Origin of the sequence: Oceanobacillus sp. MO10714A (assembly GCF_037072045.1) — a bacterium.
Lineage (GTDB): Bacteria > Bacillota > Bacilli > Bacillales > Amphibacillaceae > Oceanobacillus > Oceanobacillus indicireducens.
In genome coordinates, this window is sequence record NZ_JAXHDC010000011.1 from 1 (window position 1) to 12918 (window position 12918).

The following is a 12918-nucleotide window of genomic DNA, read 5'->3' on the forward strand; positions in this document are numbered from 1 at the left end:
AAATAATTATAAACAATTACATTAGAGAGTTGAAATCAAATTAGAAGTATTTTATCATATATGTGTAAAGGGTTACACATTATTCTATTTTGACATAGGCTAGCGTTTAAAAACAAACGTATATTACTTAAAATACTTTATTCACAAAGGAGAATGAATGTAAAGATGAGGAAAAAGAATGTGATCATAACAGGTGCAGGAAGCGGACTAGGTGCCTCTTTAGCAATAAAATATTCGAAATTAGGGTTTCATGTTGTTTTATTAGGACGCACGAAACAGAAGCTTCTTAAGGTTTCAGAGTCACTCGTATCAGATTATACAATTTACGAGCTTGACGTTTCCTCTAAAACAGAGGTAGTAAATGTCTTTAATTCCATTAAGCGTGAAGTCGGTACCATAGATCTGTTAATAAATAATGCTGGGCTAGGTGTATTTGATCTCGCTGAAAATATCGAAGAAACCCATATAAACCAAATGATTGATATTAATTTGAAAGGAACCATCTTTTGTACGCAAGAAGCCCTAAAAGAGATGAAAGCAAGGAACCAAGGAAGAATTATTAACGTTGTCTCAACAGCAGGAAAGACTGGTAAAATAAACGAATCGGTATACTGTGCTAGCAAATTTGGAGTACGAGGATTTACAGAGAGCCTAGTAGCCGAATTAAAAAATACGAATATTCATGTTTATGCTGCATACATGGGAGGCATGAAAACTGAATTTTGGGATGGGATTTATACGGAAGAAGAAACAAAACACTTAATGAATCCGGACGACGTAGCAGAAATTATTATGAACAATGTTGAACCGCGTGATAATTTGACTGTAACGGAGATCACAATTACTAACAAATAGTAGTAGTGGACAGTGTTGTATTTATAAGTTTTTAAAGGAATAGGATTTAATGTTTTAGGAAGGGTTTACTGAACAATCCTTAATTATATAACCAGTACGGATAACTGCGAGATGGTTATCCATACTGAAAAAACGAAAAGAGAATGCTAGGGTTCGGGGCAGACGCAGAAGGTTTGAGTTAGAAATTTAACTTACGACAGCGTCCTCGATAATTCAGTACACCCAACCCCAGAATTAACACAACTGCATACAATTTTTTACTACTATTGCGTTTCCACTTTTCTTTCCTTATAATGGTGAATATAAAAATTTGGTTACTTTATTATCCATCCTATAAAGGAAACGGTTAGAATAGGAAGACCAACAATAATGGATATCTCGTTCTAAATACTCATAGAGGGTTCGAAACCATCCCCTCTTAAATAAAAACTATGGAGGAATGTACAATGGAAAAGGCAATGGTTGTATTTAGTGGCGGACAGGATTCGACCACATGCTTGTTATGGGCATTGGAAGAATTCGATCAAGTGGAAACCGTCACTTTTTTGTATGGGCAAAGACATGAATCGGAGGTCGAATGCGCGAAGAAAATAGCAAAGGATCTCGGTGTCAATCAGAAAATTATTCAGATGGATCTACTGAATCAATTAACTGAAAATTCCTTAACGAGAAAAGATATGGAAATAGAAGAAGGAACAATACCAAATACATATGTAGAAGGAAGAAATCATATCTTCCTTTCATTTGCTGCCATTTATGCAAAATCAATGGGCATAAAAAATATTATCACCGGGGTCAGTGAAACAGAGTCCAGCGGATATCCGGATTGTCGAAATGTTTTTATTCAATCACTCAACACGTCGTTAAATCTTGCAATGGATTTTCCTTTTAAATTAATCACCCCTCTCATGTGGAAAGATAAATCAGAGGTTTGGAAAATGGCAGATCGGATGGATCGCCTAGCGTATATTAGGGAAAACACGTTGACATGCTATAACGGGATTATCGGGGATGGTTGTGGTGAATGCCCTGCTTGTAAACTAAGAAATGATGGGTTAGAAACCTATCTACAAGGGCGACATGTAGTATGATTCGAATAGCTATCTACCTATTATCTATCATTTTAGCCAATGTCATTACTGCAAGATTCGCTCCCTTGGAACTAGGTCCACTCATCATCCCGTATGGTACCTTGCTGATCGGATTAACCCTTGTCATGAGAGATATGGTGCAAAATAGATTCGGCAGATTACGGACCTATCTGCTCATTGGGCTAGCCCTGTTACTCTCAGCTCTTTCAAGCTATTTAATAGGGGATCCATTATGGGTCGTTTTTGCAAGTACATTAAGCTTCATTATTTCCGAGACAGCCGACACCGAAATTTATACACGGTTTAAATTACCATTTGTAAAAAGGGTCATGTATTCAGGTATCGTTGCAGGATTTTTGGATTCAGCAATCTTTGTCATTATCGGTATTGGACCGCTTGGACTGGAATTCGTTCCGTGGAATCTAGTGCCCTATGCCATATTAGGTCAATGGGTTGCCAAGGTTGTGATGCAATTAGTAGTTGCTGGTGGAATTAGGAAAGTCGTTATAAAAATGGATCTGTATGAACCGAATATTACGGATAGGAAATTAGAGGAGGATAAAGCATGCGAAAAAGTGACACAAACGATTTAACATTACTAGGAAATCAAAATACGGAATACAATTACAAATACAATCCCGACATTTTGGAAACATTTGAAAATCAACATAGAGAAAATGATTATTTCGTTAAATTCAATATCCCTGAATTTACAAGCCTTTGTCCGATGACAGGACAGCCGGATTATGCCACGATTTACCTTTCGTATATGCCTGATGTTAAGATGGTGGAAAGCAAATCACTGAAACTGTATATGGTCAGTTTCAGGAACCAACCAGGATTTCATGAAGACTGTGCAAATATAATCATGAAAGACTTGATTAAATTATTAGATCCGAAGTATATCGAAGTCTGGGCAAAATTCACCCCACGCGGCGGGATCTCCATTGATCCGTATTGCAATTACGGAAAGCCCAATACGATATATGAAGAAATGGCAAGAGAACGAATGTTTAAGCATGATATGTATCCGGAGAAAGTAGATAATAGATGAAGTGAAATCCCCATTTATTATTCTACATGCAGTTAGATATAGAATCTGCTTAAATATAAAATACCCCCATCATCCCGCTGATGGAGGTATTTTATATTTAGCGAATTAACTTCAAAGAATCTAGCTAACAATCTAGTATACTAAAATGTGACGTGGATCATAGTGGATACCACGCTCAAAGCTTATTAAATTTTATAGTCTTTCTGGATCTGTTCAAATTCTTTTTCCGAACAATTGACAAAGTGTCCTGGAGCAACCTCTCGCATGGTCACTTCTTCACCTTCAGCGTACTGATGAATTGCAGGATTGTATGATTGCCGTTTACGGGTGCGTTCATAGTCCGGATCCGGTAACGGGATTGCGGAAAGTAATGACTGTGTATATGGATGCATCGGATTGCGGTATAAATCCTCGGCAGGCGCAAGTTCGACTAATTTACCAAAATACATCACACCGATTCGATCACTAATATATTTCACCATCGATAAATCGTGGGCAATGAATAAATAAGTTAGTCCTTTTTCCCTTTGTAGTTTTTTGAGTAAGTTAACTACCTGGGCTTGGATTGATACATCCAAAGCCGAAATGGGTTCATCCGCGATAATAAATTCCGGTTCCACTGCTAATGCCCGCGCAATACCTATTCTTTGCCTTTGTCCCCCGGAGAACTCATGCGGGAAACGGTTCGCGTGTTCTCGATTTAAACCAACTGTTTCCAAAAGCGAATGAACTTTTTCCATACGCTCTTTAGGCGATTTGGCTAGACGATGGATATCAATCCCCTCAGCGATCAGGTCTGATACCTTCATCCTTGGATTTAATGAGGCGTAAGGATCCTGGAAAATCATCTGCATTTTACGGTTGAATTCCTTCATTTCCGAATTTGACTTTTTCCCATGTACATTTTTGCCTCTATAAAGCACTTCACCGTCTGTTGCGTCATACAAACGGATAATGGTCCTTCCAGTAGTTGATTTGCCACATCCTGATTCGCCAACAAGTCCTAATGTTTCTCCTTTATATATATCAAAAGTGACATCGTCCACTGCTCTGACTTCACTTGGTTTGCCAACGTTAAAGTGTCGCTTAAGATTTTTAACTTCTAACAACTTTTCTGATTCCGCCACTTCACTGTCCCCCCTTTAAAGAAGCCGCTTGTTTCGCTTGGTATATAGCCTTTCTTTCTTTGACTGCTGCTGGAGGGTCTACTTTAGGTGCATCGGGATGAAGCAACCAGGTAGCAGCAAAATGGGTATCCGAAACTTGAAACATTGGCGGTTCTTCCTCCAAGTCTATTTTCATAGCATATGGATTTCTTGGAGCAAACGCATCTCCCTTTGGCGGATGCAGTAAATCTGGTGGTGTACCAGGGATTACAAATAACTCCTCATCTCCTGAATCCAAGCTTGGCATGGAACTTATTAACCCCCATGTATAAGGATGTTGTGGATTATAAAATATCTCATCTACGGTGCCAATTTCTACAATCTTACCCCCGTACATGACAGCTACACGATCAGCAACATTAGCAACAACACCTAAATCATGTGTGATAAAAATAATCGATGTTTCGATTTGTTTTTGCAATTCTTTCATTAAATCTAATATCTGCGCCTGAATGGTAACATCTAAGGCCGTTGTTGGCTCATCCGCAATCAACACTTTCGGAGCACAAGCAAGTGCAATCGCAATTACAACACGCTGTCTCATTCCACCTGAGAATTGGTGCGGGTATTGTTTAATACGAATTTCCGGTTTTGGAATACCTACAAGATCAAGCAGTTTCAAAGCCCGTTCCCTTGCCTTGTCTTTACTCAACTTTTGATGCTTTAAAAGTGGTTCCATAATCTGCTTTCCAATTGTCATCGTTGGATTTAACGAGGTCATGGGATCCTGAAAGATCATTGAAATATCTTTTCCACGAATTTTTTGCATCTGTTTTTCCGTTGCTTGAGCAATATCTGTATCTTTAAAAAGAATTTTTCCTTTTTTTATTTCCGAGTTGTCAGGTGGTAACAATCGCATGATCGACTTCGTTGTTACCGATTTTCCAGATCCAGACTCTCCAACTATAGCAAGTGTTTCTCCTTCAAAAAGATCAAAGTTCACGCCACGGATGGCCTGCACTTCCCCTGCGAATGTATGGAAAGAAATATGCAGATCTGAAACTTCCAATATCTTTTTCATGTCGTTTCACCTCATTTATTAATCACGCATTTTTGGATCAAACGCGTCACGAAGTCCATCTCCCATTAAATTACAAGCTATTAAGATAATACAAATAACAATACACGGAATAACCATTAAATGAGGTAAGAACTGAAATGTTTTATATCCATCCTCAATTAGTGTACCAAGAGATGCCTCTGGTGCTTGTAAACCAATTCCGATAAAGCTTAGGAAGGCTTCAAAAAAGATGGCACTAGGAATCGTGAACATGGTATTAATGATAATAACCCCGGATAAATTGGGTAGTAAATGTTTGAATAATAATCTGAAGTTACTTGCTCCGAGTGTCCTTGAGGCAAGTATATACTCCTGATTCCTCAACTTAAGCACTTGTCCCCTTACAACCCTTGCCATACCTATCCAGCCGGTGATAACCAAAGCTATTGTAATCGACATAATACCTGGCTTTAAGATTAAAAGCATTAATATGACGACAATTAGGTTAGGAATACCAGATATTACCTCCAGGATACGTTGCATCACGTTATCAACTCTGCCGCCTTTGAAACCGGAGATTAATCCGTAGACAACACCAATTACCATGTCAATTACTGCCGCTAAAAGGGCAATATAAAGTGACACCCTTGTTCCTACCCAGACACGGGAGAACAGGTCACGTCCCAGACTGTCCGTTCCAAACCAATAATACTCTTCTATACCAAGTTCTTCATATTTATTTGTTTCTACACCGCCGATTTTTTGACTGCCATCAAATATCCCAATATCCTCTAAAACAGGCACACGAGGAGGAAGATTCCCATGGGCAACGTTTTGCGCATAGGGGTCAAATTTTGAAAGGGACGGTCCAATAATTGCCATCACAACTATAAGCAATAATAAGACTGCACTAACAATTGCTGCTTTATTTTTCCGGACCCGTAGCCATGCATCTTTACCGAATGAAAGTTGTGGTTTCTCAATCTTTTCTAAATCAGAATGATCCTTTGGAGCGGGATCAAATCGATGTTTTTCAATTTTTTCCGGAACATTCATCATGATTTATCCCCTCCTTGTAAACGAATCCTTGGATCAATAATTCCATATAATATGTCCACGATTAAAATAATCACTGTCAACAAGAAGGCAAAAAAGATGGTTGTTCCCATGATAATTGGAAAATCATTTGTCATAATTGATTTTACAAACTGTTCTCCGATTCCCGGAATCGCAAATATCTTTTCTACGACCATCGACCCCGTCATCAATCCTACAGCCATAGGTCCAAGTACGGTTACAAGAGGAATTAATCCGTTGCGGATAGCATGTTTGAAGGATACTTCCATTCTTGAGTTCCCTTTTGCTTTTGCGAGAGTAATATAATCCGAGCTAAAGACCTCAATCAGCTCTGTTCTCATAAAACGGGCCGCGGTTGCAATAGGGAATATCGCCAGAGCAATCGTTGGCATAATTGACGAAGCAAATCCATTCCAGGATGCAACAGGCAGCCATCCGAGCTTAACTCCGATTACATACTGCAAGAGTGCTGCAAATACGAAAGAGGGAATTGATTTCCCTAAGACTGCTAAAAATGTACTGCCATAATCAATCCATGTATTTTGAAACATAGCAGCTAAAACGCCAAGTAATATACCAATAATGGTTCCAATAAACATCGCCTGAAAACCAAGCTGTAAGGATGGCCCCATACGATTCTTTAAAAGTTTTGTCACGGGTTGATTGTCGAACTGAAACGACACACCTAAGTCACCCTTCACAACATTCATCATATAATTGGCGTATTGCACAGGAATCGGCTTATCTAGCCCATACTTCTCATCTAAGATTACTCGCTGATCTTCCGTGAGCTTTTCTTCATTTTGGAATGGGCTACCAGGCAAGAACTTCATTAAAAAGAATGTTAATGAAGCTATAATAAACAGCGTAATAACCAAATAAATTATACGCTTTATGAGATACTTCGCCATTGGTGTTTCCTCCTATATGCTAATAAATAGAAATTTTCTAATAAAAAAGGTGCATACATGAGGAAAAGAGAGTATCTTTACGGAATACTCTCTTTTCCTTTAACCGTTGCTGTTCACTTGATAGCAAAATTAGTTTTCCATATACACGTTCTTCAATGTATAGTCCGGTCCGAATAAATGCTCTTCAAAACCTTTTACATTTGGTTTAATAAGAACAAGTCGTCCTCTTTGATAGATTGGAGCCACTACAGTATCCTCTTGAATCAATAGCTTTTCAGCTTCTAACATTGCTTCCCAACGTTTTTCAGGGTCATTCGCATATTTCACTTTCGCGTCTTCAATTAATTGATCATATTCTTCATTTGAATAACCAGTATTGTTGTTCGTTCCATCTGTAACGTATAGATCAAGGAATGTCATTGGGTCTAAGTAGTCTGGTCCCCAACCATGCATGACAATGTCATAGTCCTGATTGGTCGTATCTTGCAGACGCACTTTAAATGGTACGTTTCTTAACTCAAGTTTCAAACCTTCTAGATTTGTTTCGAGTTGGCTCTGGAAATATTCACTTGTTTTCTTAGCGTTTTCTGTATCATCACTTAAATAATCAAGCGTAATTTCTTCCACTCCTAACTCTTCTAAACCTTTTTCCCAATACTCTTGTGCTTTTTCTAGGTCAAATCCAATCAAGTCGCCGCTTTCTTCACGGAAATCTTCGCCAGTTTCAGGATTTTTCGCCAAACCTCTTGGTACATATCCATCACTTGGAACAGAACCGTTTGCTAAAACTGTTGTTGTATATGCTTCTTTGTCAAACGCCATTGCTATTGCTTTACGAATATTCTCATTCGCTAATGGAGTTTCTTCGCCATCACGTACCTGGTTGAACTTCAAATACCAAGAACTACCTTCTTCAAATGTAGAAGCATTCTCATCATTTTGATATTGTTGTGCATATTCAGCGCTTAAAGCAGCTGTACGATCTGCTTCGCCTGTTTCAAATAAATTGACCGCTGTACTTGGTTCTTTTACAACTTGTACGTTAACTTCATCTAAAGCAACGTTTTCTTTATCATAATAATGGTCATTTCTCACATACTTCCAAGTTAGACCGCTTCCGTCCCACTCTGTTAGTACGAATGGTCCGTTTGCAAGCATCGTGTCACTATTTGTTCCAAAGCTGTCACCTTGCTCCTCAACAAACTCTTCATTAAGAGGTAAGTATGTTCCAAATGCCAATAGGGAATCCAAATATTCAACAGGTTGTTCCAATGTTACTTCTAGCGTGTAATCATCAATAGCTTCGACTTTTAACTCTTCTGGATCTTTATCCCCATTCATAATTTCTGTTGCATTTTCAATAATTCCGGAGAACATATATGCATACTCTGATCCAGTCTCAGGATTTACTGCTCTTTGCCAAGAATATACAAAGTCATTGGCAGTGACAGGGTCACCATTAGACCACTCAGCATCTTCTCGTAATTTAAATGTATAGACCTTACCATCTTCACTTATCTCTGGTTCGCCATCTGCAATCGCAGGGACAGGTGTATCATTCTCATCTAAAACATAAAGACCTTCCATTGTTTGCCCAAACACGATAAAGCTAGCTGCGTCTGTAGCAAGTGACGGGTCACCCGTAGGAATCTCAGCTGTTTCAATCATATTAAACACTTGCTCACCTGTGGCTTCTCCACCATCTGAACCTTCATCAGTTTCCTCGCTACTTGTGTCCGAGCTTGAATCCGGCTCTGATCCTGAATCTGCACCTGAGTCTGAGTCAGAACCGCTACAAGCTGAAAGAGCGAGTACCAGCATCAAGGCTAGTACAATAAAAAGATAATATTTTGACTTTTTCATTCGTAAACCCACCCTTTTCTTTATATAGTTTCAGGATATATTATACTACAATTTAAATAATTGTACATTACTTTTTTTACAAATTATTGCAAAGTTCTTTATCGGAATTGAGCAATTATTCTTATAAAACCCTCTCCTTCTATGTAGATAGTATGAACGAAATCAATGGCTTCCCTTCTATAAAACCAGACCTTTCACCTATACTTCTGTCTCCTCCTTACTTTTTAGTATATTGCTTTCATGCAGGTTCGTAATCTCCAAGTTAATTGCATACGTAGCCGATCAGGAATAAATTGGCATAAAGAATTATCCAATGATAAGCTGATATTGCAGGCATAACTTTAAGATGTTCAGATAAGAGGAGTTAAATAACCCTGTTTTTGGGGTTAGCCACTATAATTGATTATCGTTTTTTATGCTACCTTTCAGTTTAATTCTTGCATGAATGCGTTTTCATAATATAATATACCAGTAGATTTATAATTCGGCAAGACTTTTTTAAAGATAAGAAAGTATTAAATAAAAATACTATGGTAACTTAGGTATCCAGGACTAGCCAAGTCCGCTCTGCGTCCAGAAACACAGTTTGTACGTTGCTGCGACTACTGGATGTGCTAGTACAAACGCCCTTTAGCGGGACGATCTCTGTCCCAGGTGTTGCGAAGATGATCGCGTTTTTTACCTGCAAGGGCGCTTGCCTTTGTTCTCGTATCCATTTTTTATAAAGGATGTTAACCTACATGCTCAAGAAAATTTTGATTTGGAATAGTATAACTCAATTACTTGTGTTACTGCTTGCTATGATTTTTTACAAACGTGCGGACCTATTAGCCTATATTAATGTATCTTTTATTATTGGCACTGCACTAATCCTCATAGCGATGGCTGGTTATGTAATAAAAGGACGTTTCTTTGATATCATTTTTTATAGTTTTCAGCACACATTTAGTAACGTGACTGAAAAAGACCGGAGACCACTATCACGTCTTGTTCCCCAAAATTACCAACTTCCGCTCATAACGGGGATGGTAACTATTTTGCTCATGCTTTTAGCCTTATCTTTATATTAAAACCGAAACAGCGACTCCCATTGCGTGAGCGAACTTAATCGAGGCTGGGACATAACTTCTTAGTATGGTTATAAATCCGAACAAATGATAAGAAAGAGCATCAACAACCGCTCCGGGAATATACTACGCTTTCCGCAGGCGGCTGGTGAGCCTCGACGCATAGGATGTGCTAATGCAGACGTTGCCACAGGACGTGGCGTTCTTAGTCTGCCTCGGGCTGCCGCCCTGCGGGGTCTCCCCGATGCCGGCCGACGAACAGGAGGTTCTAGTGCCGGCGTTGGTCACAGGACGTGACCGTACTTAGCCGGCCTCCTGCTGGAGTCTCCGTATATTCCCGGAGCTAGTTAGCAGTTTTGTTCGGATTTAATTCATATTAGAATAGTTATGTCCCAGCCTCATTAAAGGAAACTTAGGCGAAGAGAGTAAGTTGATACCAGCTTTCACTACTCGGCTATAAGAGGACTAGGCCTTATACAAAACGGCTAAGTCTTCCACTTTATTATATAAAAGCTAAATTAATTTTTATGTATAATGGTTTGACCCGTACACATCCGAGACATACCACTTATCACCATATTGCATAACTTCCACTGTTACCAATTCCCAATCATCATCTTCATCATCTATAAGCATTATTTACCTAACCGAAATAATGCTACACATTACTAGGTCTTTTGCGAAGGGTATAAGGATATACTCTTTTCATTCCTTTCTGATATTGAACCGGTCATCATAATGATTGTTTTTATTAATCTAATACTAGTGCAAACATTTATATATGAATCTACTAAAGTATATAATTATTCATATTCATTAAATAACGAAAAGGCTTAACAAATTTAATAGAATAGTCTATACTACTTATGATTGAATGGATGAAGAAAATTTATTTCTTAAATACTAGAGTGTGAATAATTAAGATCGTTATCTGACGATGGTGATTTTGAAGAAATAATTAACATAAAGGGGTCTATCAAACATGGATAAGTACTGTACGGAATGCGGGGAAGCAATAGATGAATCCTTGAATTTTTGTCAGAATTGTGGGCATAAATTACATGCCTCTTCAGAACAGGACGGAAATACAGTTATCCCTCCTAAAAAGCAGCCAAAAAATTATACAAAGAAACAAAAAATAATCATGGGTGCAGTAGCCGCTCTATTAGTTTTCATGATTGGCGGCTATACGTGGGGAAAATCATATTTCTCTCCAGAAAAAACGGCAGAACGATTCATCACAGCAATCATTGAAGAAGATTATGGAAAAGTTCAGGATTTGACAATGATGCAAGGTGAATCGATATCACAGGCAGAGGCAGAAGCACTTGTCACTCTAGCAAAAGAAGAGGCACATTATATCAATATTGAAACGACAAATTTAGAGGATTTTACTAATCAGAATGACCTTATGAAACTAACAGATAACGGGAAGCATTTATTTATTTTTCCCAAGTATCAATTTTCTTTAGTGCCACAATATGCGGACTTGGATCTTCCTTTTAAAGATATAGAAACAACATTTAATGAGGAAACATTTCCTGCTAAAAAGAACGATGAACGAAATATTGTTTACGGGCCACTCGCACCCGGTAAGTATAAAATAAATAGTAGTTACAGCGGGGAATTAACGGAAGCTGAGTCCGATGATGTAATAATCCTCGGAGACAGCTATAGTGATACGGTTTACCATGATGTTCAACTGAATGCAGAATCGACAACATTCCATTTATATAATTCGAATGACAGTCCGATTAAAAATGCGTACATAGAAGTGAATGAACAGCAAATTCCTTTCGATGAGAGTATGAATATTGACGCGTTTGGTCCGCTGAATCTGGATGGCTCTGTCACTGCAACTCCGATTATTGAAACAGAATGGGGTAAGGTGACATTAGAGGATATCAAGATTGAAGAAGATTACTACGAGCTAACATTGAACACTGTAAGCAAGGAACTGATGGATAATTTATCAGAAGTTATTTTATTGTATGGGGAAGAATATGTAGAGGCCCATGCAGCGAATGATGCCACAATCTATACAGCTGTTACGGAAAACTTAAGAGAAAATTTCCAAGACGACTTTTCCTATAATATCGACTATGGAAAAAATTTCACTGGACAATTAGATAAAATTGAAATAAATTATGATGAGCTAACTTTCTATGAAAAAAATGAAGTTGCCATCCCAGCGAATTTCCATTTTACAGCATCCACTCACGATAGTGACGAGCAGCCTGATTTAGAAGAACGAATTGATACGGTAACACTTCTAATGGTGTTCGATCCGGATGAAGAAAAATGGCTGATCGATGAAGCAAGTTCGTATGGACTATTTAGCAGTAATGATTTTAAAGCTACGGCAACATTGGAAGGGTCGCAAGAATTACATAAGGCTACCAAGTCAGCTTCAGCACCTGCAAGCAAAGACTCAGATGAACAAATAGAGGAAACCACTTTAAATTATATATATAGTCTTGTTGAAGCGATTAATGCGGGTGATTATGAGCTAGTTCGCCCTTATATCAAAGATGACAGCCCGCTCCATGGCATGCAGGTAGATTTAGTAAATCGCTTGGTGGAAAAAGGTATGAAGCAAGAAGTCATCGATGCAACCGTAACGAATATTGAAGAAGACGGCGATTCATGGATTGTAACGACAGACGAAACCATTAAGATAATTTATAGCAGCGGTAAAGAGGAAACTAGTGATTATAGTTGGAATTACACCGTAGAGTCGGATGGCAATGGGGTATCATTAACAAATATAGATTAAAAAAATATAATTAACGAGAAATACCCTTCTAAACAAATCAGAAGGGTATTTTCTATCA

The 12918-nt window shown here is 38.3% G+C and carries 11 protein-coding genes; 6 read left to right on the forward strand and 5 right to left on the reverse strand.

Annotated features, from left to right (window positions below):
* Positions 1 to 165: 165 nt before the first annotated feature.
* The 4 genes from SPD53_RS08525 (at position 166) to queF (ending at position 3000) form a co-directional block, all read left to right on the forward strand.
* Positions 166 to 855: an SDR family oxidoreductase gene (locus SPD53_RS08525; protein ID WP_156855114.1), complete on the forward strand. Its 690-nt coding sequence runs from the start codon at positions 166 to 168 to the stop codon at positions 853 to 855.
* Between the two features lie 431 nt (positions 856 to 1286).
* Positions 1287 to 1946 (forward strand): 7-cyano-7-deazaguanine synthase QueC, encoded by a 660-nt coding sequence (gene queC / locus SPD53_RS08530; RefSeq protein ID WP_336252274.1) that lies wholly within the window; start codon positions 1287 to 1289, stop codon positions 1944 to 1946.
* On the forward strand, positions 1946 to 2539 hold the full coding sequence (locus tag SPD53_RS08535) for a VUT family protein (RefSeq protein WP_156855250.1): 594 nt from the start codon (positions 1946 to 1948) through the stop codon (positions 2537 to 2539). Before queC ends, SPD53_RS08535 begins: the two co-directional genes overlap by 1 nt.
* Entirely contained in the window at positions 2512 to 3000 is a 489-nt protein-coding gene (queF, locus tag SPD53_RS08540; RefSeq protein WP_188856202.1) for a preQ(1) synthase, read from the forward strand. Before SPD53_RS08535 ends, queF begins: the two co-directional genes overlap by 28 nt.
* 185 nt (positions 3001 to 3185) lie before the next feature.
* Here the strand turns inward: queF and SPD53_RS08545 are convergent, their stop codons facing one another.
* The 5 genes from SPD53_RS08545 to SPD53_RS08565 form a co-directional block, all read right to left on the reverse strand.
* Positions 3186 to 4127 carry an ABC transporter ATP-binding protein gene (locus tag SPD53_RS08545; protein WP_156855120.1) on the reverse strand — a complete coding sequence of 314 codons (942 nt, stop codon included), beginning with the start codon at positions 4125 to 4127 and terminating at the stop codon, positions 3186 to 3188.
* Between the two features lies 1 nt (position 4128).
* Complete coding sequence (locus SPD53_RS08550; RefSeq protein WP_156855122.1) at positions 4129 to 5187, reverse strand: ABC transporter ATP-binding protein; 1059 nt, start codon at positions 5185 to 5187, stop codon at positions 4129 to 4131.
* Between the two features lie 18 nt (positions 5188 to 5205).
* On the reverse strand, positions 5206 to 6225 hold the full coding sequence (gene opp3C / locus SPD53_RS08555) for an oligopeptide ABC transporter permease (RefSeq protein WP_156855124.1): 1020 nt from the start codon (positions 6223 to 6225) through the stop codon (positions 5206 to 5208).
* On the reverse strand, positions 6222 to 7154 hold the full coding sequence (opp3b, locus tag SPD53_RS08560; RefSeq protein ID WP_188856203.1) for an oligopeptide ABC transporter permease: 933 nt from the start codon (positions 7152 to 7154) through the stop codon (positions 6222 to 6224). The genes opp3C and opp3b overlap by 4 nt, the downstream gene beginning before the upstream one ends.
* A 129-nt stretch (positions 7155 to 7283) precedes the next feature.
* On the reverse strand, positions 7284 to 9017 hold the full coding sequence (locus SPD53_RS08565; RefSeq protein WP_188856204.1) for a peptide ABC transporter substrate-binding protein: 1734 nt from the start codon (positions 9015 to 9017) through the stop codon (positions 7284 to 7286).
* A 740-nt stretch (positions 9018 to 9757) separates the two neighbouring features.
* Here SPD53_RS08565 and SPD53_RS08570 point away from each other — a divergent pair.
* Together SPD53_RS08570 and SPD53_RS08575 are read left to right on the forward strand one after the other, a co-directional pair.
* Positions 9758 to 10087, forward strand: a complete 330-nt coding sequence (locus tag SPD53_RS08570) for a DUF3899 domain-containing protein (protein ID WP_188857727.1) — start codon at positions 9758 to 9760, stop codon at positions 10085 to 10087.
* Positions 10088 to 11066: 979 nt separating this feature from the next.
* The gene (locus SPD53_RS08575) at positions 11067 to 12860 is read left to right on the forward strand and encodes a zinc ribbon domain-containing protein (protein WP_336252275.1); all 1794 of its coding nucleotides are present in this window, start codon (positions 11067 to 11069) and stop codon (positions 12858 to 12860) included.
* The last annotated feature ends 58 nt before the right edge of the window (positions 12861 to 12918 follow it).

Bases quoted from the DNA above. Each gene is read 5' to 3' on its own strand.
- SPD53_RS08525 (WP_156855114.1), top strand. From the start codon at position 166: ATGAGGAAAAAGAATGTGATCATAACAGGTGCAGGAAGCGGACTAGGT.
- queC (WP_336252274.1), top strand. From the start codon at position 1,287: ATGGAGGAATGTACAATGGAAAAGGCAATGGTTGTATTTAGTGGCGGA.
- queF (WP_188856202.1), top strand. From the start codon at position 2,512: ATGCGAAAAAGTGACACAAACGATTTAACATTACTAGGAAATCAAAAT.
- SPD53_RS08550 (WP_156855122.1), bottom strand. From the start codon at position 5,187: ATGAAAAAGATATTGGAAGTTTCAGATCTGCATATTTCTTTCCATACA.
- opp3C (WP_156855124.1), bottom strand. From the start codon at position 6,225: ATGATGAATGTTCCGGAAAAAATTGAAAAACATCGATTTGATCCCGCT.
- opp3b (WP_188856203.1), bottom strand. From the start codon at position 7,154: ATGGCGAAGTATCTCATAAAGCGTATAATTTATTTGGTTATTACGCTG.
- SPD53_RS08565 (WP_188856204.1), bottom strand. From the start codon at position 9,017: ATGAAAAAGTCAAAATATTATCTTTTTATTGTACTAGCCTTGATGCTG.
- SPD53_RS08570 (WP_188857727.1), top strand. From the start codon at position 9,758: ATGCTCAAGAAAATTTTGATTTGGAATAGTATAACTCAATTACTTGTG.
- SPD53_RS08575 (WP_336252275.1), top strand. From the start codon at position 11,067: ATGGATAAGTACTGTACGGAATGCGGGGAAGCAATAGATGAATCCTTG.